This window comes from Vibrio navarrensis, from assembly GCF_015767675.1.
Classification (GTDB): domain Bacteria; phylum Pseudomonadota; class Gammaproteobacteria; order Enterobacterales; family Vibrionaceae; genus Vibrio.
In genome coordinates this window covers 2,476,344-2,501,859 of sequence record NZ_CP065217.1, presented here as the reverse complement: position 1 = coordinate 2,501,859, position 25,516 = coordinate 2,476,344, and the positions used below count along the sequence as shown (strand labels likewise).

The 25,516-nt window shown below is 49.9% G+C and carries 18 protein-coding genes; 14 read left to right on the top strand and 4 right to left on the bottom strand.

The annotated features are described in order from the left end of the window. Positions 1 to 30 precede the first annotated feature (30 nt). Positions 31 to 1,338 (top strand): acetyl-CoA C-acyltransferase FadI, encoded by a 1,308-nt coding sequence (gene fadI, locus I3X05_RS11895; protein WP_045570521.1) that lies wholly within the window; start codon positions 31 to 33, stop codon positions 1,336 to 1,338. Continuing rightward, positions 1,338 to 3,455, top strand: coding sequence for a fatty acid oxidation complex subunit alpha FadJ (gene fadJ / locus I3X05_RS11890; RefSeq protein WP_045570522.1), 2,118 nt, complete (start codon positions 1,338 to 1,340; stop codon positions 3,453 to 3,455). Before fadI ends, fadJ begins: the two co-directional genes overlap by 1 nt. A gap of 98 nt (positions 3,456 to 3,553) precedes the next feature. Here fadJ and I3X05_RS11885 read toward each other — a convergent pair whose 3' ends face one another. Further along, positions 3,554 to 6,331, bottom strand: a complete 2,778-nt coding sequence (locus tag I3X05_RS11885; protein WP_045570523.1) for an insulinase family protein — start codon at positions 6,329 to 6,331, stop codon at positions 3,554 to 3,556. Positions 6,332 to 6,698: 367 nt separating this feature from the next. On the opposite strand from I3X05_RS11885, the gene sixA reads away from it, so the two are divergent. Beyond that, positions 6,699 to 7,163: a phosphohistidine phosphatase SixA gene (sixA, locus tag I3X05_RS11880; RefSeq protein ID WP_193167649.1), complete on the top strand. Its 465-nt coding sequence runs from the start codon at positions 6,699 to 6,701 to the stop codon at positions 7,161 to 7,163. A 48-nt stretch (positions 7,164 to 7,211) separates the two neighbouring features. Here the strand turns inward: sixA and smrB are convergent, their stop codons facing one another. Next, positions 7,212 to 7,742: an endonuclease SmrB gene (gene smrB, locus I3X05_RS11875; protein WP_045570525.1), complete on the bottom strand. Its 531-nt coding sequence runs from the start codon at positions 7,740 to 7,742 to the stop codon at positions 7,212 to 7,214. 59 nt (positions 7,743 to 7,801) lie between these two features. On the opposite strand from smrB, the gene prmB reads away from it, so the two are divergent. Continuing rightward, a complete protein-coding gene (gene prmB / locus I3X05_RS11870) occupies positions 7,802 to 8,734 on the top strand; it encodes a 50S ribosomal protein L3 N(5)-glutamine methyltransferase (protein ID WP_045570526.1) in 933 nt (310 codons plus the stop codon). A 181-nt stretch (positions 8,735 to 8,915) separates the two neighbouring features. Further along, positions 8,916 to 10,001 carry a chorismate synthase gene (aroC, locus tag I3X05_RS11865; protein ID WP_045570527.1) on the top strand — a complete coding sequence of 362 codons (1,086 nt, stop codon included), beginning with the start codon at positions 8,916 to 8,918 and terminating at the stop codon, positions 9,999 to 10,001. 70 nt (positions 10,002 to 10,071) lie between these two features. Here aroC and I3X05_RS11860 read toward each other — a convergent pair whose 3' ends face one another. Then, positions 10,072 to 10,695, bottom strand: a complete 624-nt coding sequence (locus I3X05_RS11860; RefSeq protein WP_045570528.1) for a trimeric intracellular cation channel family protein — start codon at positions 10,693 to 10,695, stop codon at positions 10,072 to 10,074. Between the two features lie 217 nt (positions 10,696 to 10,912). Here I3X05_RS11860 and I3X05_RS11855 point away from each other — a divergent pair, with 217 nt between their 5' ends. From I3X05_RS11855 to I3X05_RS11845, 3 genes are all read left to right on the top strand, one after another. Next, positions 10,913 to 11,443, top strand: coding sequence for an elongation factor P hydroxylase (locus tag I3X05_RS11855; protein ID WP_045570529.1), 531 nt, complete (start codon positions 10,913 to 10,915; stop codon positions 11,441 to 11,443). 14 nt (positions 11,444 to 11,457) lie between these two features. Continuing rightward, positions 11,458 to 11,721, top strand: a complete 264-nt coding sequence (locus tag I3X05_RS11850; protein WP_045570530.1) for a YfcL family protein — start codon at positions 11,458 to 11,460, stop codon at positions 11,719 to 11,721. 112 nt (positions 11,722 to 11,833) lie between these two features. Continuing rightward, the gene (locus I3X05_RS11845) at positions 11,834 to 12,358 is read left to right on the top strand and encodes an NADPH-dependent FMN reductase (protein ID WP_045570531.1); all 525 of its coding nucleotides are present in this window, start codon (positions 11,834 to 11,836) and stop codon (positions 12,356 to 12,358) included. Between the two features lie 75 nt (positions 12,359 to 12,433). On the opposite strand, the gene mnmC is transcribed toward I3X05_RS11845, so the two are convergent. Next, entirely contained in the window at positions 12,434 to 14,452 is a 2,019-nt protein-coding gene (mnmC, locus tag I3X05_RS11840; RefSeq protein WP_337970743.1) for a bifunctional tRNA (5-methylaminomethyl-2-thiouridine)(34)-methyltransferase MnmD/FAD-dependent 5-carboxymethylaminomethyl-2-thiouridine(34) oxidoreductase MnmC, read from the bottom strand. Between the two features lie 129 nt (positions 14,453 to 14,581). Between mnmC and fabB the strand changes: the two genes are divergently transcribed. The 6 genes from fabB (at position 14,582) to accD (ending at position 25,473) form a co-directional block, all read left to right on the top strand. Next, entirely contained in the window at positions 14,582 to 15,793 is a 1,212-nt protein-coding gene (gene fabB / locus I3X05_RS11835; protein ID WP_045570533.1) for a beta-ketoacyl-ACP synthase I, read from the top strand. A gap of 235 nt (positions 15,794 to 16,028) precedes the next feature. Next, on the top strand, positions 16,029 to 17,162 hold the full coding sequence (locus I3X05_RS11830) for a 4-phosphoerythronate dehydrogenase (protein ID WP_045570551.1): 1,134 nt from the start codon (positions 16,029 to 16,031) through the stop codon (positions 17,160 to 17,162). Next, the gene (locus tag I3X05_RS11825; protein WP_045570534.1) at positions 17,159 to 18,172 is read left to right on the top strand and encodes an aspartate-semialdehyde dehydrogenase; all 1,014 of its coding nucleotides are present in this window, start codon (positions 17,159 to 17,161) and stop codon (positions 18,170 to 18,172) included. Before I3X05_RS11830 ends, I3X05_RS11825 begins: the two co-directional genes overlap by 4 nt. Positions 18,173 to 18,370: 198 nt before the next feature. Next, positions 18,371 to 23,473, top strand: coding sequence for a FimV/HubP family polar landmark protein (locus I3X05_RS11820; protein WP_337970742.1), 5,103 nt, complete (start codon positions 18,371 to 18,373; stop codon positions 23,471 to 23,473). 104 nt (positions 23,474 to 23,577) lie between these two features. Further along, positions 23,578 to 24,375: a tRNA pseudouridine(38-40) synthase TruA gene (gene truA, locus I3X05_RS11815; protein WP_045570535.1), complete on the top strand. Its 798-nt coding sequence runs from the start codon at positions 23,578 to 23,580 to the stop codon at positions 24,373 to 24,375. Positions 24,376 to 24,546: 171 nt separating this feature from the next. Next, the gene (accD, locus tag I3X05_RS11810) at positions 24,547 to 25,473 is read left to right on the top strand and encodes an acetyl-CoA carboxylase, carboxyltransferase subunit beta (RefSeq protein WP_045570536.1); all 927 of its coding nucleotides are present in this window, start codon (positions 24,547 to 24,549) and stop codon (positions 25,471 to 25,473) included. The last annotated feature ends 43 nt before the right edge of the window (positions 25,474 to 25,516 follow it).

Genomic DNA, 25,516 nt, shown 5'->3' with positions numbered 1-25,516 from the left:
GGTCAGACCTCTTGTTTTTAAGGAGAAATAATGGGCAAGCAGGAAGTGAAAACACGCCAAGGCGAGCGTATTGCTATCGTCGCAGGGTTAAGAACCCCGTTCGCTCGTCAAAGCACAGAGTTTAGTCAGGTCCCGGCTGTTGATCTGGGCAAAATGGTGGTAAGCGAAATGCTTGCTCGCACCGACATCGATGCAAAATTGATTGAACAAGTGGTGTTTGGTCAAGTGGTGCAGATGCCAGAAGCGCCAAACATCGCGCGCGAGATCGTGTTAGGCACGGGCATGCACGTACATACCGATGCTTACAGTGTGACACGTGCGTGTGCCACCAGCTTTCAAGCCGCTGTGAACGTGGCGGAAAGCATTATGGCTGGCAGTATTGATATAGGTATTGCAGGTGGGGCTGATTCATCCTCCGTGTTGCCAATTGGTGTGTCGAAAAAGCTCGCGGCCAATTTGCTCGCCTTAAGCAAAACCAAAACGCTGGGGCAAAAGTTGAGTATTCTCAAAACGCTCAGCCTGAAAGATTTGATGCCTGTACCGCCAGCAGTCGCCGAGTACTCGACTGGCCTATCTATGGGACAAACTGCGGAGCAAATGGCGAAGACTCACGGCATTTCGCGCGCAGAGCAAGATGCGCTGGCACATCGCTCCCACACACTCGCGGCAAAAGCGTGGAAAGACGGCAAAATTCAGGGTGAGGTGATGGCCGCATTTCCAGAGCCTTACAAGAAGTGGATTGCTGAAGACAACAACATCCGCCACGACTCCACATTAGAAGGTTACGCGAAGCTGCGTCCGGCCTTTGATCGTCAATATGGCAGCGTCACCGCGGCCAACAGTACACCGTTGACCGATGGTGCAGCCGCAGTGCTACTGATGCGTGAAGGTAAAGCCAAAGAACTGGGGATGGAAATCCTCGGGTATCTGCGTGGTTATGCTTTCTCTGCTATCGGCGTGGAAACCGATATGTTGATGGGGCCAACGTACGCCACCGCTAAAGTGCTCGCTAACACGGGGCTGGAACTGTCGGATCTCACGTTGATTGACATGCATGAGGCGTTTGCCGCGCAAGCGCTGGCCAACGTGAAGATGTTTGCTTCAGATAAGTTTGCTCAAGAAAACCTCGGCCGTAGCAAAGCGATTGGCGAGATCGATATGGACAAATTCAACGTCCTCGGTGGCTCGATTGCTTACGGACACCCATTTGCGGCAACGGGGGCACGCATGATGACGCAAACCCTGCGCGAGTTAAAACGTCGCGGTGGTGGTTTGGCCCTTAATACCGCTTGTGCGGCCGGTGGCTTAGGTGCAGCGATGATTCTGGAGGTTGAATAATGAGCGAGCAAAAAGCGTTTAGTCTAAAGATTGATGAACAGAACATCGCGTGGTTAGCGATTGATGTTCCTAATGAAAAAATGAACACCCTGCAAGCAGCGTTTGCCGATGAGATGACGGAAATTTTCGCTCAGCTCAAAGACAGCAGTGGGGTGAAAGGGCTGATTGTTCATTCGCTCAAGCCAGATAACTTTGTTGCTGGCGCCGATGTTCGTATGTTGGAAGCGTGTAAAAGTGCAGCGGAGGCCGAGTCTTTAGCCAGTCAAGGGCAAACCTTGTTCCAGCAGCTATCCGATCTTCCTTATCCTGTGGTGGCCGCGATTCATGGCCCATGTTTGGGCGGTGGACTCGAGTTGGCGCTAGCTTGTGATTATCGCGTTTGTACCGACGCTGATGCGACTCGTCTTGGTCTACCAGAAGTGCAGCTTGGTTTGTTGCCAGGTTCGGGGGGTACGCAGCGTTTGCCGCGCCTGATTGGCCTTTTGCCTTCACTGGATCTCATTTTGACGGGCAAGCAGCTGCGTGCGCAAAAAGCGAAAAAACTGGGTGTTGTTGATGCGTGTGTGCCGGCCACCATTTTGCTTGAGGTGGCGAAACAGTTCATCGACAAAGGTAAGCGCAGCGTGAAGCAGAAAGTGACCACCAAAGAGAAGATTCTCTCTGGTAGCCGCCTTGGACGTAAGTTTGTTTTTGAACAAGCAGCGAAAAAGACCAACGAGAAAACACGCGGCAACTATCCGGCAACGGTCGCTATTTTGGACGTGATCCAACACGGCCTAGAAAAAGGCATGAAGCAAGGGTTGGAGCTTGAAGCGAAACGCTTTGGCGAGCTGGTGATGAGCCCTGAGTCAAAAGCACTGCGTTCTATTTTCTTCGCAACGACGGAGATGAAAAAAGAGCACGGCAGCGACGCGAAACCAAGCAAAGTTGCCGCGGTCGGCGTGCTTGGCGGCGGTTTGATGGGGGCAGGCATTAGCCATGTCAGTGTGGCGAAAGCGAAAGTTCCTGTGCGTATCAAAGATGTCAGCAACGACGGTGTGTTGAATGCACTGAAGTACAACTACAAGTTGTTCGACAAACAGCGCAAACGTCGCATTCTCTCAAAAGCTCAGTTGCAAGCGAAAATGCTGCAACTTAGTGGCGGCACTGATTTCACCAGTTTCAATCATCTTGATGTAGTGATCGAAGCCGTTTTTGAAGATCTGGCTCTGAAGCAACAAATGGTGGCGGACATTGAAGCGAATGCGAAAGCGGAGACGATTTTTGCAACCAATACCTCTTCTTTGCCAATCCATAAAATCGCCGAAAAAGCGGCACGCCCAGAAAATATCGTCGGCTTGCACTATTTCAGTCCGGTAGAAAAAATGCCGCTGGTGGAAGTGATCCCGCACGAAACCACGTCACAAGAGACGATTGCCACCGTGGTTGCTTTAGCGAAAAAGCAAGGCAAAACCCCAATTGTGGTAAAAGACAAAGCAGGGTTCTACGTTAACCGGATTTTGGCGCCTTACATGAATGAGGCAGCACACATCCTGCTGGCCAATGAACCGATTGACAAAGTCGATAGCGCGCTGCTCGATTTCGGTTTCCCTGTCGGTCCTATTACTTTGTTGGATGAAGTGGGCGTGGATATCGGCGCGAAGATCATGCCAATTTTGCTCAATGAGCTCGGTGAGCGTTTCCGTGGCCCGGATGTCTTTGATACGCTGCTCAATGATGGTCGCAAAGGGCGTAAAAGTGGCAAAGGCTTCTACACCTACAAAGGGAAGAAAAAGGAAGTTGATAAGTCGGTTTACAAACTGCTGAAACTCAAACCAGAATCGAAATTGAGTGATAATGACATTGCGCTGCGCTGTGTGTTGCCGATGCTCAATGAAGCGGTGCGCTGTCTTGATGATGGCATTATTCGTTCACCACGCGACGGTGATATCGGTGCGATTTTTGGTATCGGTTTCCCTCCATTCCTCGGTGGTCCTTTCCGCTATATGGATCAGTTTGGTTTGAAAGAGCTGGTTGAGAAGATGAATCAGTTTGCGGAAAAATATGGTGACCGTTTCGCGCCTTGCGACGGCTTGTTGACGCGTGCCGGGGAAAGGCGTCGTTTTTACGACAACTAAATCGGGCGTATTTAAGGTAAAAAGAAGGCTGACCTCGGTCAGCCTTCTTCATTTTAAGTGATTTTACCTCTAGGCAGTTTAAGCGGTAGACGCTCTCACTAGCCAAGCCCACAATCTTTTGGCCGAAGCTGAAACTCTTCAATCGAACCTATCTCTTGGCCCAAGTGGATTTTCGGCTCGTCGGCATGAGCTATTCCTTGCGTGTGCATCACTAAACGATTGGCTGTACGTGGTTTTAATTCATTGACTACAAAGCGGATCATGTCGGCGCGAGTCAGCACTTTCAGCTCTTCCAGCACCTTCTCCCTTTGATTAAAGTCGGTGTCTTTGTTGCCAATCGCGACCCAAAAGCGTTGTGCACGGTTGCGCAAGGTGTTGTCTGGTGTCGAAATTTGATTCCAAAGGCCCCGCTTGCTGCTGTGCCATTGGTACTCGTTCAGCTCAAGCAGCACCATGTAAAATGCGTTGAGAAACTCATCAATCGAGCGCACCAACTCGGCTGGCGCAGCGTTTGGTGACTGGACGTAGAGCACAATTCCGGGATGTTTATTTAGCGGCATGTTCCCTGTGCCGACCATGTAACCCAGTTGCTGTTTGGTGCGAATTTCGTGGAAGAACGCCGCTGACATCAAATGGTTGGCCAGTGAATAGAGTGCAATGCTGCGTGGTGAAGTATCTTCGCACTGATGATAGATAACCACAGCAGAATCTTGCTGATTGCAGGGCACTTCACGCTGGAAACTGCCGTTTGAGCCCAGCATCACCAAAGGACGCAAGGACTCTTCGTATCGCTGTTCTTTAACGCGCAGGGCATTTTTCAATGTCGTGGCCATATCATGGGCCTGCTGGCGTTGCCAATCCCCATAAACAAACATCTCAACATAGAGCTCTGCGAGAATTGCATCGACAAAACTCGCCAGTTCATCGACCTCGATCTCCTCCAACGCTTCAACCAGTGCGGCATAAGGTGGATTGTTCGGCTGCAAGATGCCAGTCATCGCATTAAACAACTGCGAAATGGGCCTATCTTGGGCAGAATTACGCCAGCTACGCAGCAACTGTTTTTTGATATTGCTAAAACGCATTGGGTTAAAATTGCGTTCTGCAAAGCGAATTAGGATCATCTCCAGCAATTGTGGCAGTTTTTCGGAGAAACCGGACAGAGTAAGCGTAACGCCACCTTGGTGGGCATACATGTTGTAACCCATTCCCGCGATTTCTGCCTGATAAGTTTCTTTAGCTAGCGAGTCAAGAAACATCTCCACGCACAAACGTGTTTTGACGATATTGCGCGCAGACGAAACCGATTGAGGACTGTCAATCGCCACATACACCACCCCTTTCGGCACAAGGAATTCGCTGTCTTGCAAATGCCATAGACGAAAGCCGTCTAGATCTTCGATCAGTTCCGGTAGCGTTCCATCTACTTCTAACGGGCGAGGATCTAAGTTGTAACAGATGAATGGGTTGGGTTCAGGTAGGGCGAAGCACCACTCTGGCTCGATCTCGGTAAACCGCTGTTTTTGCTCAGAGCTAAAGGGAGTCACCGAGTAAGGCGTGTGGTACCAAGACGCGTACTTCTGCGCCTCAAAGCCTTTGCTAATCAGAGTAATACGCAGGTTATCGACGGTGAAATATTGCAATAAAGAGCGTTGCAACGCCTCATCGTAACCGGCCATTTTATAGTCGCCATAAATGGTATCCTGCGGCAGATAATGCTGCATGTTGATCACCAGATGGCTGACCATATCCAGCGGGCGAGAGGGTTCTTGAAAGCGGAAGGCCGATTCTAACACCGCTTGCTTCTCTTTATAGCGCCACTCTTGTAAGCCTTCAAGCTTAATCATTGAAATATATTGGAAAACAGCTTGTACGATATCTTCGTAGTGCTGCATCCCTTCTTTAGTCAGCGTGCAACTGATGGTGAAGTCGCGATAGTTGCTGCCACTGGCACCACCGCCCGCTGACAGCGACGTGATCCAGTTTCTGTTTTTCAGTTGCAGCATTAGGCTGCTTTCGCCCTCGTAGCCCAATAAGTGCGCGAAGTAGGAAAGCGGTTTAATGGAGTAGTACTGATCCATACCGGGCAGAGGAAAGGTGAGCACCAGTTTACGGATCTCTTTGATGGGTTCGACCCGTACGGTAATCGCAGTGCTGTTTTCGTCGCTGATGGGTTCATCAATCGATTTTCCGTGCAGATGTCGATTAACAATCGCACAGAACATCTCTTCCACCCAAGCTTGTTGCTCGTCCAAACTTTGAGGACCGTAGAGCGTCAGTGTCATTAGGTCGGCCGAATAGGTGGACTGATAGAAATCCACAATCTCTTGGCGGATTGAGACGCCATCGCGATCGCCCAGTGTTTGCAGATTGCCAACCGAAAACTTGGCGAACGGATGTCGTGGGTTGACCACCTCTTTGCTTACTTGGTAGAGGCGGCGCGAATCGTCGTTTAGCTTCAGACGATACTCAGATTCAACCGCTTGGCGCTCTTTGTCCAAGGACTCCTCATTAAACAGCGGTGCGATAAAAAATTGGCTGAAACGATCGAGCGATTTTTCGAAAGCAGACGGGCTGACATCAAAGAAAAAACAGGTGTGTTCTGTGCCCGTCCAGGCGTTATTGCTCCCACCATGTTGAGTGATATAATTCTGAAATTCCCCGACCTTGGGATACTTTTGAGTACCGAGAAACAGCATATGTTCCAAGTAGTGCGCAAGGCCCTCGCGTTCAAGTGGATCATCAAAATGGCCCACATTGACCGCCAGCGCAGCCGCCGATTTTTGGGCATCTTCGGAGTGGATCAGCAAAACTCGCAACTGATTTTCGAGAGTCAAGTAGCGGTAGTGATGAGTATCATTTGGGCTTAGATGCACGGTGCGTCTCCGAAATGGTCATTATGGTAAGTATGAACCTCAAACAAGTGGGTGCAAATTCTGCATGACATTTTGGATGCTAAATATCGATGCCGATAACGCTTTGCATTAATGTTTTTAATAGATTGTTAAGAAAGTCGGAGTCTTTGGCAAGCTAATTGATATAATTAATAGGCTGATTATCGAGTCTACCGACCTAAGAATTCGCCGTTGCGACGAAAAAGTTGATTAAGCAATATTAAAAAGCGGATCGAAATATGCAGTATTCTTGCCGAGTTTCCTTATTGAGTGATGAGCCTAATATGGGCATTGTCATCAAGGTTACTGGGCGATAACTCTTATCCTGTATTCAGTCCAAGGATATTACATGAAAGTATTTATTATGCGTCATGGTGAAGCGGAACATTTCGCGGAAAGTGATGCGCAGCGTGCATTGACCAGTCGTGGCCGTTTGGAGTCGGATGTGGTTGCTATGGCATGCGCTGAGCAAGGTTTCACCCACTTCGACAAAGTGTTGGTTAGTCCTTACTTACGTTCTCAGCAAACTTGGCAAGCGATTAGCCACCATTTTGACGCCAAAACCGTACAAACCTGTGAGGACATCACGCCATACGGTCACTCTGATCAGGTGTTTGATTACTTGTGTGCGTTGATTGAAGTCGAAAAACCGCAGCATGTTCTGTTGGTTTCGCATCTGCCTTTGGTGGGGTATTTGACTGCAGAGTTTGTTAAAGATATGCCAGCGCCAATGTTCCCGACCTCTGGCATGGTGTGTATCGATTTCGAACCGAAAACTGCTCGTGGCGAGATCTGTTTTAACTTCAAAGCGTAAACTCATCAGCAGGCGAAAGCCTGCTGTAAGCGCTGCACTGATTGGTGATTATTTTTCAGGAATCGAGAGCAGTACCAGCAATGCGCCATCACCGCCAAATTCCAAAGGCGCTTGGTGAAACGCCAGCACATCCGGATGCTGCGCAAGCCAAAGAGGGGTTTTCTGTTTAAGGATGTGTTTACCAATGCCGTGTTGCACACACGCACAGTGCACTTCGTTTTTCACACAGTAAGCGATCATCGCCCCCAGTTCGCGCTTGGCCTCTTGTTGGGTCATGCCATGCATATCCAAAAAGACATCGGGGACGTACACGCCGCGCCTTAGCCGTTTTACCTCGTAAGTCGAGACGCCATCGCGAGCATAACGCGTTGGTCCCTCTTCGCTGAGAAGTGGGACAAACTCGTCAGAAAAATAGAATTCGGCGTCGCTGGCTTCTCGGCTAACACGCTTGATTTCTTTTTGTTTAGTGTTTCTGTTTGGTTGCTGGATTATGGTATCCTGGCGCAACTTTTTTACGCCCTGTACTGCTTCCCGGAATATCGAGAGATCGTCATCAAGGTCGTTGTCTTTGTTACTCATGGGGTTAACACTGAATTCGTACATCATTGGCAGTATTGTAGCGCTTTTCGGAGGCAATTTTGGATAAGATTTTTGTAGAAGAAGCGGTTTCTGAGCTTCATACCCTTCAAGATATGATTCGTTGGACAGTCAGCCGCTTCAATGCAGCCAACCTGTTTTATGGCCACGGCACAGACAATGCGTGGGATGAAGCCGTTCAGCTGATTCTACCAACCCTTTATTTACCGATTGATGTGCCTCCGCATGTGCTTAACTCACGCCTAACCAGCAGTGAGCGCTTGCGTATTGTTGAACGCGTTATCAAACGCATTAACGAACGCACACCGACGGCTTATCTCACCAACAAAGCGTGGTTTTGTGGCTTAGAGTTTTTTGTTGATGAGCGCGTTTTGGTGCCTCGTTCGCCAATCGGCGAGCTTATTCAAGCGCAATTCCAGCCTTGGTTGATTGAAGAACCTACGCGCATTATGGACCTTTGCACGGGCAGCGGCTGCATTGCAATTGCTTGCGCCCACGCGTTCCCAGATGCCGAAGTGGATGCTATCGATATCTCCGTTGACGCACTTGCAGTCGCCGAGCAGAACATCCAAGACCACGGCATGGAGCAGCAAGTGTTCCCAATCCGTTCGGATCTGTTCCGTGATCTGCCAAAAGAGAAATACGACCTGATCGTGACCAACCCACCGTATGTCGATCAAGAAGACATGAACAGCCTACCGCGTGAATTCACGCACGAACCGGAATTGGGATTAGCGGCAGGAACGGACGGCCTGAAACTGGCACGCCGTATTTTAGCCAATGCGCCAGATTATCTCACCGAGCAAGGTATTCTGATTTGTGAAGTGGGCAACTCCATGGTGCACATGATGGAACAGTACCAACACATCCCATTTACGTGGATTGAGTTTGAAAATGGTGGCCACGGTGTCTTTATGCTGACCCGTGATCAGTTGGTTGAGCACGCGGAAGATTTCCGTCTGTACAAAGACTGATCCCACATCATGCCATCAGACTGTTTGCGCCAGCTTTTAAAGCTGGCGTTTTTATTGCGACAAAATGGCAAAATTGATCTCTTTTAGGGGTTTACTTCAAATCGCAATAGCGCCACTATGAATTCACGAAGAATTGGAATGTATAGCCTGGTTTACAGCGCTAGCAAAATTTGAGGAAGTAATGGCAGGAAACAGTATCGGACAACATTTCCGAGTGACCACGTTCGGAGAAAGTCACGGTATCGCACTGGGATGTATCGTTGACGGATGTCCCCCAGGATTAGAAATTACCGAAGCAGATATCCAAATTGATTTGGATCGTCGTCGTCCTGGCACATCACGCTATACCACCCAACGACGTGAACCGGACGAAGTGAAAATTCTCTCTGGTGTGTTTGAAGGCAAAACGACGGGCACTTCCATTGGTCTTCTGATTGAGAACACCGATCAGCGTTCGAAAGATTACTCAGACATTCAGGACAAGTTTCGTCCTGGGCATGCGGATTATACCTACCATCAAAAATACGGCATTCGTGACTATCGCGGCGGTGGCCGTTCGTCTGCGCGTGAAACTGCAATGCGAGTCGCGGCGGGCGCGATCGCTAAAAAGTACCTTAAACAGGAGTTTGGCGTAGAGATTCGTGCTTATCTGTCGCAAATGGGTGATATCGAGATCGAGAAAGTGGATTGGAACGAAATCGAAAACAACCCATTTTTCTGCCCTGATGCCGATAAAGTAGAAGCTTATGACCAGTTGATCCGCGACTTGAAAAAAGAGGGCGACTCGATTGGCGCCAAGATTCAAGTGGTAGCAACCAATGTCCCTGTTGGTTTAGGTGAACCGGTGTTTGATCGCCTTGATGCCGACATTGCCCACGCGTTGATGAGCATTAACGCGGTGAAGGGGGTTGAAATTGGCGATGGTTTTGCCGTGGTGAGCCAAAAAGGTAGCCAACATCGCGATACGCTGTCGCCACAAGGCTTTGGCAGCAACCATGCGGGTGGCATTCTTGGCGGCATTTCGACTGGGCAAGCGATTGTGGCGAATATTGCACTCAAACCGACCTCAAGCATTACCGTGCCGGGAGATACCATCAACGTGCAGGGTGAGCCGACCCAGTTGATCACCAAAGGTCGTCATGACCCTTGCGTGGGAATACGCGCTGTGCCAATCGCCGAAGCCATGTTGGCGATAGTGGTGATGGATCATCTGCTGCGTCATCGAGGGCAAAATCACGGTGTCAGCACGCAAACGCCAACAATATAAGCAAATAATATAAGCAAAAATTAAAGGGCGGCTATATCAGCCGCCCTTGATACATTCTAGTGCTAGAAATCTAATGCACAGAAGATTCGGCATCCAGCTGAAACGAGGGCAGACGCCATTTAAAACGCACTGCCGCCATGCGCAGCAGATAGCCAGTAATCAAGGTAATTATGGTTGCGGTGACATCGGGGATGTTGAACTCCAGTAACAGCAGATAGAGGCCAGAAGCGATTAAAGCGACAGAAGCATAGAGCTCTTCATGCAGCACCAACGGTGTTTGACGACAGATCAAATCGCGCAGTAGACCACCAAAAACGCCAGTGACTAACGCCGAGACCATACAAATTCCGGGGTGCAGGCCCATCCCCATGGCGACTTTAGTGCCGATGATGCTAAAAACAATCAGCCCAAGTGCGTCTAAGCGAATAAATAGCCCTTTGAGTTTGATGACCCATTTAGCCAGCCCGGTGGTTAAGATCCCCGCCACGCAAGTAATGGCAAGAAATTCCGGGTTCTTTACCCAGCCGAGCGGGTAGTGGCCGAGCAGAATGTCCCGCACTGTGCCCCCACCAATTGCTGTTGCACTCGCAACCAACATCACCCCAAACCAATCCATTTTTCTGCGTCCGGCGCTCAGGGCACCTGTCATCGCTTCTGCCGTGATGCCGATGACATATAAAACACTCAATAACATGGTGGAACACTCGTAAAACCCGTGGCATTTTGTTTATACAACGGGGGGAATATAAAAATAAGGCGAGAGTGTAGAGGGAAAGACTGCCAGTGACGAATGAGAAATTGTAAGGGAAAGCGACGCTTCAAATAAGCACAACTAATAACGCCAACGGTTTACCTGCTGAGGAAAAAAAGCGACAATGCCGCGCTTATAAACGGGGGAATGAGAGCAGAGTATGACTCACAACTATCAAGATCTGATTGAGATTTTTAACCAGACTTTTTTTGCTGACTACAATACCAAGCTGGATCTGGGCGGCGATGAGCCAATCTATATACCCGCTGATAGCCAAACTCCCTACCACCGCATCATTTTCGCCCGTGGCTTTTATGCTTCTGCTTTGCATGAGATTGCGCATTGGTGTGTCGCCGGGCCAGAGCGCCGTTTGTTGGAAGATTTCGGCTACTGGTATGAACCAGACGGGCGGACCGCCGAAGTGCAGGCGGCGTTTGAGCAAGTGGAAGTGCGCCCGCAAGCCTACGAGTGGATTCTGGCGCTCAGTGCTGGCTTCCCTTTTAATGTCAGTTGTGACAATCTACACGGCGATTTCGAGCCAGACAGGCTTGGTTTTATGCACAAGGTGCACGCGCAGGTGATGGACATTTTGCAAGCAGGATTGCCTGTACGCGTTAAGATGCTCTCTGACGCTCTACGCGCGTTTTATGCCATCAAGCCGCTGGAAGCGACCGATTTTATCGTTAAATAACCCAAGAGATTGCCATGATTATTGAATTTGAAGAAAAGCTACTGGAACTGATTGATGCGCGTATTGAAACCGCGTCAGACGACGAACTGTTTGCTGGTGGTTATCTCCGTGGTCACATCTCCCTTTCAGCGGCTTCTTGCGAAGATGAGGGTATTGACGACCTTGCTGAACTAAAAAAGCGCATTCAGCAGAGTTTGGATGACGCACGCAGCGAATTAACGCCAGCGGATCGCGTGATCGTGAGTGACTTGTGGCAAGCGCTGCAAGCGAACATCTAGCGCTCGACTTTTATTCAAATTATTCGAACCTTTCCGTAAAATTTTTGTGGTTGTAGCCAGATTGTTCCACTTATATGATGATTCACACATAACGGGAACAAGGATTACAACCATGAAAATTGTCGCTTTTGCCGCTTCAACCAGCTCGACCTCGATCAACAAACAACTGGCCACCTACGCCGCGAAGCAAGTGGAAGGTGCAGAGGTTACTGTGCTCGATATCAACAGTTACAACGTGCCTATGTTTAGCGAAGACAAAGAGAAAGAGATCGGCCAAGCCGAAGGAGCACAGGCTTTTCTTCGCGATTTGTCGCAAGCAGACGCCATCGTTGTCTCGTATGCAGAGCACAATGGTTACTACCCTGCGGCTTACAAGAATTTGTTCGACTGGGCGACGCGTATCGATCGTTCAGTATTTCAGAACAAGCCTGTCGTCTATTTGGCGACTTCGCCCGGTGCGGGCGGTGCGCAAAGCGTACTGGCTGCAGCCATCGGTTCGGCGCCGTATTTTGGTGCGCAGGTTAAAGCCTCGCTTTCCGTGCCCAATTTTTACGACAACTTTGATGTCAGCACCGGCGAGTTCAAAAGCGCGGAGTGGGCAGATAAAGTCAAGCAAGCGGTACAAGCGCTGCGCTGATCGCCTAGAAAGCTCATAGCCTAGAGAAAATGCCTCATGAGAAACGAGGCATTTTTTGTATTTAAAGCTCGGTAATTAAAGCTCAGTAATGGCTTTACCTTTGCGCAATTTGCGCACCCACATGCGGCTTGGGTGTAGACTTTCAAGCACATCCGTTGGCAACGGGATAGGGTCGCCGCAGATTTGCGATGCCAGCACCTCAGCCATCAGTGGCGCAGAGCTTAAGCCGCGTGAACCAAGCCCGAGCAGACAAAAGAGATTCGGGTAGTGGTGGATTGGCGTGACCTCCGCATCCTCTTTGCCTTGCAGATCCTGATATTTCGCTTTGATCTCTTGTAAATCGCCGACATTGCCAACAAAAGGCAGATGATCTCGGCTCACGCAACGAATGCCTTGGCGTGATGAGTTGCCCGAGGTATCCACTTGCTGCGGCCAAGCTTGGTTGGGAACGCACTTGATCAGCCTTTCGCCATTCTCTATTTGCGCGACTGGGTCAAATTGAGTATCGAGCTGTAAGCGATCGTAGCTCGCGCCAATACAGTGCTCTTGGTTAACGGGGTTGTGCGGGGTTAGATAGCCGTCATAACACAGCACTGAATGGAGTTGGCGCAGATCATCAGTCGTTGGGATGTGACTCACCTGGCCTTTTACTTGACCAAGCGGCAGATCCGCTGTTTGAGCAAAGGTTTGGAATTTGTGCCCATTGGCAACGATCACGACCGCGTGCTCAAATTGTTCAGCAAGGCTGCCAAGTTGCCAAACCTGACGGCTCTCAAGCCAGTTGAGCGACTCAATATGTTGGTTGAAGCAGACCGTGAAAAGCGAGTTTTGTTGCAACTGTGCAATCAAACCTTGGGTCAGCTGCGCTGGGCATAACCAACCGCCAAGTGGATAGTGCACTGAAGCCATGTCGATTGGCAAACCGATAGTCTGTGCGGTTTGAGCGGGCGAAAGTGCGCTTACCAACTGTGGGTCAAAATTTCCCTCCAGCATGTTAGCCAGTTTCTTTTTGCTCTTGTCATCCCACATCAGTTGGGTAACGCCACACCAATCGTGGTCAAAACAGATTTGCTCTGCGGCTTGTTCAATAAACTGACGAGCGAAAAGAAACGAGGGAGCAAACACGCGTGACACGCCAGTGTGTGAGCCGTTAAGTAGCGGATAGACGGCACCTTGACGATTGCCCGAAGCGCCTTCGGCTGCTTGCGCCTCTTGGCAATATAAAGTCACCTTTTGCCCGCGCTGAACCAGTGCTTTGGCCAGTGTGGCGCTGGCGATACCGCCGCCGATGATGGCAATGTCGCCCGTTTGATTTGCGCCAACGCGCTCAAACCAAGGCAAATGGCTGGCGTATGGTTCTTTCGCTTCCAAGGCACCCGCAATCATTTCGCGTTTGGTGCCAAAACCTTTGACCTTTTTCATCGCAAAGCCCGCTTCGATAAGGCCACGACGAACAAAGCCTGCCGAGGTAAACGTCGCCACGCGGCAATCTTGCTTGGCGAGTTTCGCCATGTTGTTAAACAAGGTTTGATTCCACATTTCTGGGTTTTTGCTCGGGGCAAACCCATCGAGAAACCATGTATCAATCAGGCCGCTTTCTGCGTGTGGTACCAGTGGCATGCACTCTTTAATGTCGCCAAGCCACAGATCCAGTGTCACCGCGCCGTCGTCTAAAATGATGCGATGGCATTCCGGCACCGCAATCGGGTAGTGGCGATGCAGCTTTTCGGCAAACTCCGCCAGTTCAGGCCATGCTTGATGGGCTTTGACTAAATCGGCTTTGCTCAGTGGGTATTTCTCAAAGCTGATAAAGTGCAGCTCTTTGAGGGCTGCGTCAGGATTGGCTTGGCGAAATTGGCTAAAATACTGCCAAACCGCGAGAAAATTCAACCCAGTACCAAAACCGGTTTCTCCAATCACGAAACGTCTTTGGTCAAATTCCTGCCATCTTTGTGGGATAAGGTTTTGCTGGAGAAACACATAGCGCGTTTCTTCAAGGCCATTGACGTTGGAGAAGTAAACATCGTCGAATTGGTCAGAAACTGGGGTGCCAACTTCGTTCCAACCCAGCTGGGCATTGGTAATGGTGGTCATAAATTTTCTGTCATTGTGTGATTTGGCGCGGTTAGGATGCAGGGATTGTACGAATTTCTGGGAAAGCTGACCACTTTTGTTAAGCTTCTTGGTTATTATCTAGCGGATTTTGAATTATAGGAATGTCACATGAAACGAGTCGTAATCACCGGTATGGGTATTGTTTCAAGTATCGGTAACAACGTCGAAGAAGTTTTGGCGTCGTTAAAGGCAGGTCAATCTGGTATCACTGCGTCTGAGCAGTTTAAAGAGAAAGGCCTGCGTTCCCAAGTATGGGGTGATCTGAAAATTAACCCTGCTGACCATATTGATCGCAAACAGATGCGCTTTATGGGTGACGCGGCAGCTTATGCTTATCTCTCTATGGAGCAGGCGATTGCGGATGCAGGCCTGACGGAAGAGCAAGTTTCTAACGACCGTACAGGTATCGTTGCAGGTTCTGGTGGCGCATCGTCACTCAACCAAGCGATCGCGGTTGACACTCTGCGCGAAAAAGGCGTGAAGCGCATTGGCCCTTACATGGTGCCGCGCACTATGTCTTCTACGGTTTCAGCTTGTTTGGCGACGCCGTTTAAAATTCGTGGCGTGAACTACTCGATGAGTTCAGCCTGTGCGACTTCAGCACACTGTATCGGCCACGCAGCAGAGCTTATCCAGATGGGCAAGCAAGATATTGTATTCGCTGGTGGTGGTGAAGAGCTCGACTGGACATTGACCATGATGTTCGATGCGATGGGTGCACTCTCGACTAAATACAACGAAACGCCAGATAAAGCGTCTCGTACTTACGATGCGGACCGCGATGGCTTCGTTATCTCTGGTGGTGGCGGCATGTTGGTTGTCGAAGAGCTGGAACATGCGCTGGCACGTGGAGCGAAAATTTACGGAGAGATCGTCGGTTACGGTGCGACTTCTGATGGTTACGACATGGTCGCCCCATCCGGTGAAGGCGCAGTGCGTTGTATGAAGATGGCGATGCAAGATGTGGATCGCATCGACTACATCAATACCCACGGCACTTCAACGCCAGTGGGCGATGTGAAAGAACTTGGCGCTATTCAAGAGATTTTCTCGGCCAACAGCCCGGCGATTTCAGCGACTAAAGCCATGACCGGCCATGCACTTGGCGCTGCAGGTGTGCATGAAGCGATCTATTCAACTTTGATGTTGCACCACAACTTTATCGCACCAAGCATCAATATCGACAATCTTGATCAAGCCGCGCAAGGTCTGGACATCGTTACTCAAATGCGTGAAGTGGAACTCAACACTGTCATGTCCAACAGCTTTGGTTTCGGTGGGACTAACGCGACGCTGGTGATCAAAAAATACCAAGGCTAACGCCAGAAATTAGCCACGCTTGCGTGGCAACCTGTTTCCAGAGCTTGGTCAGGTCACTGATCGAACAGACGCAGACTCTGTCCCATGGAGAGCGGGACGGGATCCTTTTGTTCTGGAATTTTACCCGGCTAACTGCCGGGTTTTTTCTTTTTGTTTGCCTGTGAATGTGTTGAGATTTTTAGCAAAAAGGGCACAATCACTGCAACTTTCCAATATGGATCTGGGATTTGCCACCATGAAAATTCTTGTTGATGAAAACATGCCTTACGCCAAAGCGCTATTTAGCCAGCTTGGTGAAGTGATTTTGAAACCGGGCCGCAGTTTGACTGCCGATGACTTGGTGGATATTGATGCACTGATGATTCGTTCAGTGACGAAAGTGAATGCTGAACTAATCAGCAAAGCGAACAAACTCAAATTTGTGGGCACTGCAACTGCGGGGATGGATCACGTAGACCAAGCGCTGTTGCAAGAAAAGGGCATTTACTTTACTGCCGCCCCAGGGTGTAACAAGGTTGGTGTCGCTGAATACGTCTTTAGTGTGATGATGGTGCTTGCGCAGCAGCAAGGCTTTTCTGTCTTTGAACAGACCGTTGGCATTGTCGGTGCCGGGCAAGTTGGCAGTTACTTACAGCAATGTTTGGAAGGCATCGGTATTAAAGTACTGATCAATGACCCGTATAAGCAAGAAGAAGGTGACGAGCGTGAATTCACTTCGCTTGACCGTTTGTTGCAAGAAGCCGATGTCATTACTTTACACACGCCAATCACACGCGACGGCAAATATCCGACACATCACCTGATCAACGAAGAAATTCTAAACTCATTGCGTGCGGATCAAATTTTGATTAACGCCGCACGTGGTCCTGTGGTCGATAACCAAGCACTTAAGCGCCGTTTGCAACAACAAGACGGTTTTACCGCGGCGCTGGATGTGTTCGAGTATGAGCCAGAGGTTGATATGGAACTGCTGCCTCTGTTAGCATTCGCCACCCCTCATGTTGCCGGATATGGCTTAGAGGGGAAAGCACGTGGAACGACGATGATCTTCAACAGCTATTGTGAGTTCCTCGGTCAAGAATTGCGCGCACACGCGAGTGATTTGTTGCCAAAAGCGCCAGTGCCAAAAGTGGTACTGGATCGGAAATGGGATGAAGCAACGCTGCATACTCTCACGCAACTGGTCTACGATGTGCGCAAAGATGACGCGCTGTTTCGACGTGAAATCGCCGCACCGGGTGCGTTTGATCTGATGCGTAAAGAGTATTGGGATCGTCGGGAATACAGCGCCATCACGCTGGTGGGCAGTGCGCAATGCCGCCTAAAACCACTGGCAAAATTAGGTTTTCAAGTTGAGGTAAGTCAATGAGCCAACAATACAATGTTGCCATTTTAGGGGCGACCGGCGCGGTCGGTGAAACCATTCTGGAAGTGCTGCAAGAGCGTAAATTCCCTGTTGGAGAGCTTTACTTGCTCGCCAGCGAACGCAGTGAAGGTAAGACTTACCGTTGCAACGGTAAAACAATTTACGTACAAAATGTCGAAGAGTTTGACTGGTCACAAGCACACATAGGCTTGTTCTCTGCAGGTGGCGATTTGTCGGCCAAGTGGGCACCAATTGCCGCAGAAGCCGGTGTGGTGGTGATTGATAACACCTCGCACTTCCGTTACGAATACGATATTCCGCTGGTTGTGCCAGACGTTAACCCAGAAGCGATTGGCGAGTTTCGTAACCGCAACATCATTGCTAACCCAAACTGTTCGACCATCCAAATGCTGGTGGCGCTAAAGCCGATTTACGATGCGGTCGGTATTGAACGTATCAACGTCTGCACATACCAATCTGTCTCTGGCGCGGGTAAAGCCGGTATTGATGAGTTAGCAGGCCAAACGGCGAAATTGCTCAACGGCATCCCGGCGGAAACCAAACAGTTCTCCCAGCAAATTGCCTTTAACTGCATTCCACAAATCGACCAATTTATGGATAACGGCTACACCAAAGAAGAGATGAAAATGGTGTGGGAAACGCAAAAAATCTTCAATGATGCGTCTATTACGGTTAACCCAACTTGCGTGCGGGTGCCAGTCTTCTATGGTCATGCTGAAGCCGTGCACATTGAAACGCGCTCACCGATTACCGCCGAAGAAGTGGTTCAATTGCTCGAACAAACCGATGGGATAGACGTGTTTCACGGAGAGGATTTCCCAACTCAAGTGCGTGATGCTGGCGGTAAAGATCATGTGATGGTCGGCCGTATTCGTAACGACATCAGCCATCACAGTGGTGTTAACCTGTGGATCGTGGCAGACAACGTACGCAAAGGGGCGGCGACTAACGCCGTGCAAATTGCGGAACTGCTGATTCGCGATTACTACTAATCGTTGTTCCAATAGTGATAAAGCCTCGTCTCGCGCGAGGCTTTTTTGTTCGATTTAAAAAAAATTGTGTGAGATTAGTACGAATATCATGTGAGCCCCACATTTTTTGGCTTATTCCCTATAGTTTTGCCATGGTTATCCGATATATTTAACAGATCATGATTTTAAATAATTCCAAAGCACATAGCTGAGCCTTCTATGCGTCAAATTTTCCAGCGCCTGTTAGCCCCTTTGCTGCTAATGACCGCGCTACCGACATCAGTATCCCAAGCGGACGGCATTCGACTGGTAGGTCCGACTGGGGAAGTGCAATCATCACCCAGTTTTTCCGAGCAGGTTGAGCGCGCTAATGCGCCCCTGCCAAGCAGCAACCAACCTTCCACATTTTACGGTCCAACGGCAGAGAACGAAACGCTCTGGTCTGTGGCCAGCAAATTAAGACCAGCCAACAACGTCTCGGTACAGCAAACCCTTTTAGCCATCTACCGTTTAAATCCGCAGGCGTTTGAAAACCAAAATATCCACAGTTTGATTCCTGGCAGTAATCTGCGTATCCCGTCTTTAGAACAAGTACGAAGTGCGACCACAGAACAAGCCGTTACCATCATGAAGGCGCATCAGGACAAACTACGCGCGCCTGTGGCAGTGCAGCCAGCGCCAGTGCGTCCAACGGTTGCTCCGCCAAGTGTACCAGTGACACCTGCCTCGCCAGAAGCGGTCCAGCCGCAAGCACCTGTCGTCACACAGACCGAGTCGCCCCAAGTCAAAACACTGGAAAAACAGCTTGAAAGCTCAGAAAGCGAGTTGACCGCGTTAGAAGAGAAAAATCACAACTTACGTTTGATGCTGGCTCAAGTGCAATCGGAAGTGGATGGCCTTAAGTCTGAACTTGGTGATGAAAACCGCATCCGTTCAGAGGTGGAAAAACTGCTAGCGGAAGAGCGTGAAAAACTAGCCGATCAGCAAAAGAAACAGCCTTCTGCGCTGGATAACTTCTTGTCAAACGGTTGGTTGGTTGCAGCGGCGGCTTTGATTCCGGGGGCGCTCATCGGCTTACTGATCGTCATGTTGCTTGGTCGTCGCAAAGAATCGGCGTCAGAACCGGAAGTCGAAAGCAAGCAAGCGCCACTGACACCACCGCCGGTTGCCGCTGATGAGCTAGACGAGCTTTCTGATGAGCTGGATCTGGATGATGACCTCTTCAGTGAGACTGAAGGGGATGCCGATAAACTGTTTGATGATGTCCCAGACAACGAAGATGATGTTTTTGGCAATCTGGACGACGACGAGCTCGACTTTAATCTGGAAGGGGAAGATGGCGAAGATCCGTTTGCCAGCATTGGTGACGATGGCGATCTCGATACCGATTTCGATGAGTTTGAACCTTCAGCCAATGGCATCAGCGTCAAAGGATCTGATAAAGCGCTGGGCTTGCAAGAGATGGAACGCGCCTTGGATGACGCCTTGCCCGATCTCGAAATCACCGACGACGAAGAAAGTGATAACTTCGATCTCTCCGATGACAATTTGGCCATGTCGGAAGATGATTTTGCTGAGTTGCTGGCGGCCGACGAGCCAAGTGAAGAGCTTGGCGACGCTGCCCTCGATCAATCCATGCTGGATGACTTATTTGCCAGCATGGATGAGGAAGACGATAGCGCTGAATTCGATCTCGATCTGGAACCAGGCGCTGAAGATGAAGTGCCGAGTGCCACCAAGCTGCCAGAGGACGCTTTTTCTGCCGGAATGGCGTCAGATGAAGATGTCGAAAGCCTCTTTGCTCAGTTTGAGGAAGATAAAGGTTCGGCATCGGCTGACGATGTTTTTGACGAACTAGAAGCGTTGTCAGGCCTTAGTGAAAGCAATGACGATGACGCCTCTACCGCACTACTCGATGAAATGCTGGAAGAGGATACCAGCAGTTTCGATGCGTTGGATGAGCTAGAACAGCTTGCCGGCCTTGACGAGACACAAACAAGCTTCGAGCCTGATGGCACCGAGCTGTTGGATGAAATGCTCGATCTTGCAGAAGAGAGTGAAGAGGAAGAATTTGATCCGCTGAGCGAACTTGATGAATTGGCTTCTTTTGGTGAAGCTGATCCGGTTCCTGAGCTGGATGAAAACAGTATCGATTTGCTCGATGAGCTGCTCGAAGCGGAGCTTGAGGAAACAAATGACACTTCTCTGCTTGATGATGAAGCGCTCTCTTCATCAATTGAAGAGAGTGTAGATGATTCCGATGAAACGCTTTTTGATGAACTGATCGGCTTGGATGAAACGCAGCCTGACAGTGACCTTTTGCCTGAGCCGGGCGAAAGCGAGTTCGATTTTGCCCAAGAGTTCGAATCGGCTTTGGACGCGTCGGATGAGGTGGTTGAACTGAGCGCTGACAAGCAAGAACCTGCCGAAGAAGAGCGCCAGCAAGCCTTGACGCAAGAGTCGCAACAAGAGCCACCAATTATTACAGAGGCGGATTTGTCCAATGAACGATTGGAGCAAATCTCTCCAGATGAAGCGAAAACCGATGAAATCGCGTCGCTAGACGAAGAGTTCAATAGCCAAGACTTTATTGACGACTTAGCGGATGTTGCTCCGCTGATGGATCCGCTTTTGGATGTGCTGCCTGATGAGGTGTCATTCGATGAAGTGACGGATGGTGATGAGCAGGCTTGGGAGAGTGGCGAAGTTGAAGAAAGCCCAAGTCGCGACGAAACGTCGCACCGCGATCAACATGATCCCGAACAAGACCTTGCGGATGAATCTCAGCAAGAGGCGCTTTTCGAGCAGCCCTCACTAGAGCCAGAACTTGATCAACAAGTACTGGCAGAAGATGACAAATGGCAAGAAGACCAAGAGTCTGACGACGATGACGATTGGTTACAAGCCGCGATTGATGAAGTCGAGAAGCTACGAGTTGCATATGAGGAGTCGGTAGATGAACCGCGAGCCGTTGAAACCCCTGATGAATTGACAGAAGAAGCGGCCTCGCAGCAAGAGACTGAACTGGTTGATGACGAACTCGACGAAGATTGGCTACAAGCCGCGATTGACGACGTTGAGCAACCTGAGTCGGCAGCAAAAGCGGATGAAGAGCCTGCTTTTGAGGCGCAACCTATTGATGAAGAAACACAAGATGCTCAGATTGATGAAGAGTTAAGCGCGGGTACTGGCGAAGATGTCACTCAAGCGGACGAAAATGCTCCGGTCGATAACAGATTAGACGAAGCTTTGCAGGCTGAGCCATCGAGTGAAGAAAGCGATCCTGAGCAGATACCGTCAGATAACAAGGTACAAGAAGAGCAACCTGCTGCGGATGACGCCCCTCAATTTACGCCAACACCGAATACGGTTGCCAATGAGTTTGGTACGCCGCAGGAAGAAGATTGGGCCGACGCCGAAAGCGAGTTAGCAAACTTTGGGAAAGCTGAGCCTGACATGCCAAGGCAGCAAGAGGAATCGCTAGCCGCTTTCGCTGATGAAGACGCTTTCGCTGATGAAGAGAGTGCAGCGCTTCAAGACGAGGAAGCCCTTGCTCCCGCCTCGCACGATGATGAAGTTCTGGATGATGCGGATTTACCAGAATTTGATGAAGAAGATGCTCGGACAGCTAGTGAGAACGAAGCTGAGCAAGAGTCAGAAGCCTCATTAGGCGCTGACGCAATTGGGCTGAACGAACTTGAGTTAAATGAGTTTGGTGAGGCCGAAGAGCCAGAGGCGGAGTCTGAGCTTATCGAAGATGAAGCGCTGGAGCTGGACGATTTAGATCTGCCCGAGTTTGGTGAAGAAGACGCACTAGCGGCAATGACCGAAGAGCCAGAGGCGGAGTCTGAGCTCATCGAAGATGAAGCACTGGAGCTGGACGATCTAGACCTGCCCGAGTTCGGCGAAGAAGACGCGCTCGCGGCGATGGACGAAGAGCCAGAGGCGGAGTCTGATCTCATCGAAGACCAAGCGCTGGAGCTGGACGATCTAGATCTGCCCGAGTTCGGCGAAGAAGACGCACTGGCAGCGATGGCCGAAGAGCCAGAGGCGGAGTCTGAAGTCATCGAAGACCAAGCGCTGGAGCTAGACGATCTAGATCTGCCCGAGTTCGGCGAAGAAGACGCACTGGCAGCGATGGCCGAAGAGCCAGAAGAGGAGTCTGAGCTCATCGAAGACCAAGCGCTGGAGCTGGATGATATCGAGCTGCCCGAGTTTGGCGAAGAAGATGCACTGGAGCTCGATGATCTTGATTTGCCTGAGTTCGGTGAAGAAGATGCGCTGGCAGAGTTCGAACCAGAGCCGTCGTTAGACACCGAGAATCTGCCAAACGAAGACGTAGAAGAGATCGAACTGCCACAGTTTGGTGAAGAAGAAGCACTTGAGGCGGTGGCCGATGAACCCTCCTTTGAGCTCGACGATTTACCTGAGCCAGAAGATGATGATTTCGTCATTGATGATCTTGACTTGCCTGAATTTGGCGAAGAAGACGCGATTAGCTCGGTTGCAAGTGAACTCGGCGAAGAGCTGGTTCCGTCTGAACAGGATGAGCAAAATTTCCCGTTTAATGATCTCGAACTGCCTTCGTTTGCAAACGATGGTGAAGTGAAACTTGGTCAGTCAGCTCACGGCAGCGCATCATCTTATGACGAGAAAGATGCCTTATATGATGTATTTGCTCAAGAAGCGGATTTTAATCTCGCCGAAGATGAAGTGTTGCAGCAGCAGTTTGATGAAGCCGCTATGGCTAACTTGCTTTCTGAAGAGCCTTTTGAGGATGACTTCTTCGCAGGTGAGCTTGATGGTGATACCGTGGCCAGTGCGGGAATGGATCTTGAAGCAATGTTGGCTGTTGGTGAAGACTGGGATGGCTTTAAGTTGCCAGAGGAGCCGACACTTGGCGCGACGGAAGAGATGCCAGAAGATGAACGAGAAATCTGGAGCTCTGAAGCAGCACTGCAACAGCCGACGATTGACGACGAAAACTGGGCCGAGCAGGACGATTTTGACCCAAAACGCCATCAATTTATGACTATTGATGAGTTAATGGCCCAAGTAGATGGCGATGAGGTTGAGTTCGATGACCCGGATCTCAAGTTGGATGTCGGGCTAGATGAGTTTCCGGACGTGATTGGCGATATCAGCGACATTGATGTGGATGAAAACGCGGAAGCGGCGGGTAAACTCGATTTGGCCAAGATCTACATCGAAATGAACGATGAGAGTGGTGCTGTTAAGCTACTCGAAGAAGCGATAGTGTACGGCGATGATGTGGTACGTCGTGAAGCGAAACAGCTCATTGACAAAATTAATGGCCGTTAATCGGTTGAAGCAAGGGCAGCGTAAGCTGCCCTTGCTTTTCACGGTTAGAAATTCTCTTGCCAAGCGTTTATACTTCCCGCCCCATAGTCAAATCGAAGGTTAACATGAGAATTGCATTAGGCATCGAATACAACGGCAGTGACTACTTTGGCTGGCAGAGACAGCGAGAAGTAAAGAGCGTGCAGGAAAAGCTCGAAAGTGCGCTTTCCAAGGTCGCGAACCATCCTGTTGAAGTTCAATGTGCTGGGCGCACCGATGCAGGTGTCCACGGTACTGGGCAAGTTGTGCACTTTGATACCGATGTTAGTCGCAAGATGGTTGCTTGGATGATGGGAACCAATGCGAATCTGCCGGGAGATATTGCGGTGCGCTGGGCGAAAGAAGTACCTGATGAATTTCATGCCCGCTTTTCTGCCACTGCGCGGCGTTATCGCTACATCATTTATAACCACGCATTGCGACCTGCCATTCTTGGGCGTGGGGTCAGTCACTATCACGGTGACCTTGATGAGCAAAAAATGCATCTAGCTGGGCAATATCTGCTCGGTGAGAATGACTTTACCTCGTTTCGAGCAGTGCATTGCCAATCGCATAGTCCGTTTCGTAACTTAATGCACTTAAATGTTACGCGCCATGGTCACTACATCGTGATTGATATCAAAGCCAATGCGTTTGTCCACCATATGGTGCGCAACATTACGGGCAGCCTGATCATGGTCGGGCGTGGCGAGCAATCACCCGAATGGATTCAATGGTTGCTTGAAGCCAAAGATCGCACACTTGCGGGTCCGACTGCCAAGGCTGAAGGCTTATATCTGGTGGATGTTGATTATCCACAGGCATTTGAACTGCCTCGCGAGCCGATCGGTCCGCTATTTTTGCCAGATAATTTGAACTTATAGTGAGACTCGCATTCAAAAAAATGAGTCGTTTAGCAGGTAACATGTTGTAGAAAAATAGGTACAACCAGTTTTTTATCCACAGTTGTCTTTATATGTGGTTTAATCCCCACGCGTAATTCCGAATTTTTGTCTTTCGCTATGGAGCGGGAGCGTTGATAGAAAAGGTCTTCCATGAGTTGGCTTGAAAAGATTTTAGAGAAAAGCAACATTGTAAGTTCACGTAAAGCATCGATTCCAGAAGGTGTTTGGACCAAATGTACGTCATGTGAACAAGTTCTGTACCATGCAGAGCTAGAACGTAATCTTGAAGTTTGCCCTAAGTGTAATCATCACATGCGTATGAAAGCACGTCGTCGTTTAGAAACGTTTCTGGATGAGGGTGAACGAGTGGAGCTAGGCGCAGAGCTGGAACCACAAGATAAACTCAAGTTTAAAGATTCTAAGCGTTACAAAGAGCGTATTGCGGCGGCGCAGAAAAGCAGCGGCGAGAAAGATGCGTTGGTGGCGATGAAAGGCGAGCTATTGGGCATCCCAGTGGTCGCTTGTGCGTTTGAATTCTCCTTTATGGGCGGTTCAATGGGTTCTGTTGTTGGCGCTCGTTTTGTACGTGCAGTTGAAGCTGCAATGGAAAACAACTGTGCACTGGTTTGTTTTTCGGCCAGTGGCGGTGCGCGTATGCAAGAGGCGTTGATGTCTCTGATGCAGATGGCGAAAACCAGTGCGGCACTTGAACGCCTATCGGCCAAAGGGTTGCCGTTTATTTCGGTCATGACGGACCCAACCATGGGCGGAGTTTCGGCAAGTTTAGCCATGCTTGGTGACATCAATATTGGTGAGCCTAAAGCGCTGATCGGCTTTGCTGGCCGTCGAGTGATCGAACAAACCGTGCGCGAAGACTTGCCAGCAGGCTTCCAACGCAGTGAGTTCCTGCTTGAGCATGGCGCGATCGATATGATTGTTGACCGCCGTGAAATGCGTCAGCGCGTTGGTGGTTTGATTGCGAAAATGACCAATCATAAGTCGCCGCTAGTGGTTTCTGTGCACGATGCACCAAATGAAGCCGCATATTCTGTACCAGAAGCGGACGAAAAAGGGTAAAGTAGCTGCTAACAAACAACCAAGTCTTTGATGGTTAACGTTA